Source organism: Mesorhizobium sp. B1-1-5, from assembly GCF_006443065.1.
GTDB lineage: Bacteria > Pseudomonadota > Alphaproteobacteria > Rhizobiales > Rhizobiaceae > Mesorhizobium.
The window spans coordinates 1-2,866 of record NZ_VFWS01000219.1 but is presented as its reverse complement, the minus strand read 5'-3'; the positions used below and the strand labels follow the sequence as shown (position 1 = coordinate 2,866).

The following is a 2,866-nucleotide window of genomic DNA, read 5'->3' as shown; positions in this document are numbered from 1 at the left end:
GGCCGCGCTCGACACCATCGTCCCGCTCAATCGCAAGGCGGCTATCGCCCTGTCTGGCGCCTATGCCAGGTTCGGTTCTTGGATGGACGAGGAAGAGCTCGAAATGCGCGCCCTGCGCGATTGCGGGAGGGCCGCATGAGCGTCCAGTTCTATGTTGGACTCCACCAGCCAGCCGACGCTCAGCATTTCGAACTTTGCTGCATCAGCATCAACCGAGTGCGCCGGCGCAAGAAGCCTGTTGCAGGGCGCGTGCTGGTCGATAGCGGCGCCTTCACCGAATTGAACCTCTATGGCGGCTATCGCCACGGGGTCGAGGACTATGCCGCGGAGCTTTTTCGTCTCCACACGGCAGGCGTCGTCGACATCGCCGCCGCTGTTGCGCAAGACTACATGTGCGAGCCATTCATGCTCGCCAAGACGGGCCTTACGATCCTAGACCATCAGCGGCTGACCATCGAGCGCTACGATGCCTTGAACGCAGAGTTGGACCGCCTGTTCAATGGCAAATGCCCGTTCCCGGTTATGCCGGTTTTGCAGGGCTACGCTCCAACTGATTATGTGCGCCATGTCGCTCTGTACGGCGATCGGCTCACGCATGGAATGTGGGTCGGTGTCGGATCGGTCTGCAAAAGCAACGGCGACCCCGAGGCCATTGTTGAGGTCCTATCGGCAATCCATCGCGTCCGTTCCGATCTGCTCCTGCATGGATTCGGAGTGAAGCAGACGGCGTTGATGCATCCTGGCGTCCGCGAACTCCTCGCGACAGCCGATAGCATGGCTTGGTCGTTCGCAGCTCGCAAGCAAGGCCGCGACGGGAACTCTTGGCACGAAGCAAAGGCCTTCGCCGTTCGGGTTCAGGCTGCGGCTTCCCGCGCGGTTGAAGCATGGCAGATGCCGCTCCCGCTTTGGAGGATCGCAGCATGACCCGCCACGACGCCCTCCGCGACCACCTGACCAGCCTCAAGGTTTGGATCGAGCACTGGCAGACCGATCGCCTCTGCAACCTCATCCCCACCGAGAGCAGCCTGATCCTCGCCAAAGCGCATGCCGATAGCGCGCTGGCTTTGCTCGACCGGGTGGAAGCCGAACAGAAGGAAGCCGCCTAGATGGAACCGATCACGAAGTTTTGGCTGGTCTGGTGCACGTCGCGAGGCAGCCCGTTGCACAAGCATTGGTCAAAGGGTGCAGCGCGCACGGAGGCAGAACGCCTTAGCCGGCAAAACCCTGGTCAAGCGTTCATCGTTCTCGCGGCGGTCGACGCGGTCGTCTCGCCGATCATGGGCCCACAATCCGTCAAACTCATCAAGCCTGACCCGTCGGCACACACGCCTGACGACGACATTCCGTTCTGAGGAGGAGCGACCGTGAACAACTGGCCAACCCGCGCTGTCGACTGGTTCGCAGCGCACCCTCGCACCACCCTGCTCCTCACCATCGCCAGCTATCTCGTCGTCGCCGCAATGGACGGGCCAACCGGAGTTTTCAAATGACCGACACGTTTCAATCCGCTGGCGCCGCAGCGTCCGCCATCGTCGACCGCTGGCGCTGGTATTTCGCCGCGCTGAAGGATCCGAAGGAAATCGGCAAGAGCCTGCCGGTTCACGAGAACGAACCACAGCAAGGCTATTACCGCACCCGCAACCAGGCTGGCGGGCTCGATCCTGTCGCGATCTTCTATCCCGAGGGTTCATCCGAACTGGTCGCCTACCGCGGCGGCCGTGAGGTCGAGCCGGATCGCGTCTGGTCGTTCTGCTGCCGCATGCCGGTTTCCTATGACGCCTACAAGCATGCGACCGACCACGGCGGCTGGCCGGATGATGACGCCACCGTCTCTGCGCAGATTGCGCCGGCGCCTCCCGGCCACAACTCGGGCGATATCAGCGAAGTCGAAATCCTTCGCGACCAGATCGAAGCGGCCAAGAAGGGCGCCAACGCCTACGCCAAGATCACCGATGACGCCATGCTGACCAAGGCGCAATCCTTGCGCTCCAGGCTCAATGAACTCTCCGGCGAGGCCGACAAGAAGCGCGAGGCGCTGAAGCGGCCGCACTTCGAAGCTGGCAAGGCGATCGACAAGGAATGGCAACCACTGGTCAAGTCGGCCAAGGAAGCCGCCGACGGCATCCGCGCCGCCATGAGCGCCTACGAGACGGAAAAGCTCCGTCTTCAGCGCGAGACCGAGCGAAAGGCCGAGATCGCCCGCCAGCAGGCCGAGGACGAGGCAAAGAAGGCCGCCGAGGCGGGAAAGCCAACGCTGAAGCCGATCCTGCCCGAGCCGGCCCCTGTGGCCGCTATGCCAGCGCCCATCAAGGGAACGTACGGCAAGGCCGCCAGCGTCAAGGTCAAGCTGATCGTCACCAAGGTCACCGACCCTGCGGCGCTGTTCGGCTTCCTGAATGGCCATCCCGAATTGGACGACTGCATGTTCAAGCTCGCGCAGCGCGCCATTGATGCCGGCCGGACGGTGCCAGGCATCACCACCGAAGAACAAGCAAAGGTCGCCTGACATGAACGCCATCACTAAGACCGAGACCGCCAAGCCGTCGCTGATCGCCGTGATGGCGGCGCAGCGAAACATGGATCCCGAGCAGTTCGCCAAGACCGTGCGCGCCACCGTCATGCCGGCCAACCACACCAATGAGCAGTTCGCAGCTCTGATGCTGGTCGCCAGCAAATACGACCTCGATCCGATCCTGAAGGAAATCTATGCCTTCCCGGCCAAGGGTGGCGGCATCGTGCCGATCGTCTCGATCGACGGCTGGCTTAACCTGATGAACTCGCACCCGGCTTTCGACGGCATGGAAACCGAGTTCACCGACGACGAGCATGGCAACCCGATTTCCTGTCGCTGCCGCATATACCGCAA

General features: G+C 62.5%; 5 protein-coding genes. All 5 read left to right on the top strand.

Translation table 11 applies throughout. The features are described from left to right. The first annotated feature begins 135 nt into the window (after positions 1 to 135). Entirely contained in the window at positions 136 to 924 is a 789-nt protein-coding gene (locus FJ980_RS29585) for a hypothetical protein (protein ID WP_140547165.1), read from the top strand. Continuing rightward, the gene (locus tag FJ980_RS29580; RefSeq protein ID WP_140547164.1) at positions 921 to 1,106 is read left to right on the top strand and encodes a hypothetical protein; all 186 of its coding nucleotides are present in this window, start codon (positions 921 to 923) and stop codon (positions 1,104 to 1,106) included. The genes FJ980_RS29585 and FJ980_RS29580 overlap by 4 nt, the downstream gene beginning before the upstream one ends. Then, a complete protein-coding gene (locus FJ980_RS29575; RefSeq protein WP_140547163.1) occupies positions 1,107 to 1,352 on the top strand; it encodes a hypothetical protein in 246 nt (81 codons plus the stop codon). Positions 1,353 to 1,486: 134 nt separating this feature from the next. After that, positions 1,487 to 2,506: a hypothetical protein gene (locus FJ980_RS29570; protein WP_140547162.1), complete on the top strand. Its 1,020-nt coding sequence runs from the start codon at positions 1,487 to 1,489 to the stop codon at positions 2,504 to 2,506. Between the two features lies 1 nt (position 2,507). Next, positions 2,508 to 2,866: recombinase RecT (locus FJ980_RS29565; RefSeq protein ID WP_181181340.1), on the top strand; the 359-nt coding region annotated here is incomplete at its 3' end.

What these genes read in the sequence shown, in the direction of transcription:
- FJ980_RS29585 (WP_140547165.1), top strand. Translation starts at nt 136, where the DNA reads ATGAGCGTCCAGTTCTATGTTGGACTCCACCAGCCAGCCGACGCTCAG.
- FJ980_RS29580 (WP_140547164.1), top strand. Translation starts at nt 921, where the DNA reads ATGACCCGCCACGACGCCCTCCGCGACCACCTGACCAGCCTCAAGGTT.
- FJ980_RS29575 (WP_140547163.1), top strand. Translation starts at nt 1,107, where the DNA reads ATGGAACCGATCACGAAGTTTTGGCTGGTCTGGTGCACGTCGCGAGGC.
- FJ980_RS29570 (WP_140547162.1), top strand. Translation starts at nt 1,487, where the DNA reads ATGACCGACACGTTTCAATCCGCTGGCGCCGCAGCGTCCGCCATCGTC.